Here is a 653-nt window from a genome sequence, read left to right on the forward strand (position 1 = left end):
TCTAATTCATCTAATTCAGCGTTGGCTTTTTGTTCAAAATCTTCAACCATAGTTAAGCCATTGTCTGCTTTAATGTATGCCCAGTCTTCAGTAACATTTAACTTCCATTCATAATCATTGGCTGGAAAGCCATTCGCTAAGATCTGAGTCGAAATAACGAGTGCAAGTACAAATGTTTTTTTCATTTCCCTGTGTTTCGATTGTCAGTTTTGTCTTTATTTTCAAGATTATATACAACAGGACTAGCGAGCGTGACTGCAAAATCGTGGTATAGGATAGTTAGAAACTATCAAAATATAACAATGAATTTAATCTATGGCCTAATTTCATTGTAAATGTAAGAAGTCACGCTGTCTTTGAAAGTTGACCAACTAAAACAGCATGACTGGGGGTTCTTTGTTTAGGAATGAATACTAATTCCTGAATACAGCTCGCTCATCGTTAAAGAATCAAAAAACAACGTAAAAAATCACGTTCTTTCCCTATGAATAATATTTAATTTTCGAAAACACACCTAAATACGAACACTCTTCAGAAACTCCACAGAAAAAATTAAATCATACACCAACCAAGCCATTCAAATCGGACTAAAACAATGGGCATTTAGGACTTAACATCTTATTTATTAGAATCTTAAATAATAACAAATATAA

The 653-nt window shown here is 32.8% G+C and carries 1 protein-coding gene; it reads right to left on the reverse strand.

What is annotated here, in order from left to right:
* On the reverse strand, positions 1 to 185 hold a 185-nt coding region (locus tag AB4653_RS26250; RefSeq protein WP_372105692.1), incomplete at its 3' end, for a hypothetical protein.
* Between the last annotated feature and the right edge of the window lie 468 nt (positions 186 to 653).

Origin of the sequence: Vibrio sp. 10N.222.48.A3, assembly GCF_041475345.1 — a bacterium.
Taxonomy (GTDB): domain Bacteria; phylum Pseudomonadota; class Gammaproteobacteria; order Enterobacterales; family Vibrionaceae; genus Vibrio; species Vibrio tasmaniensis_A.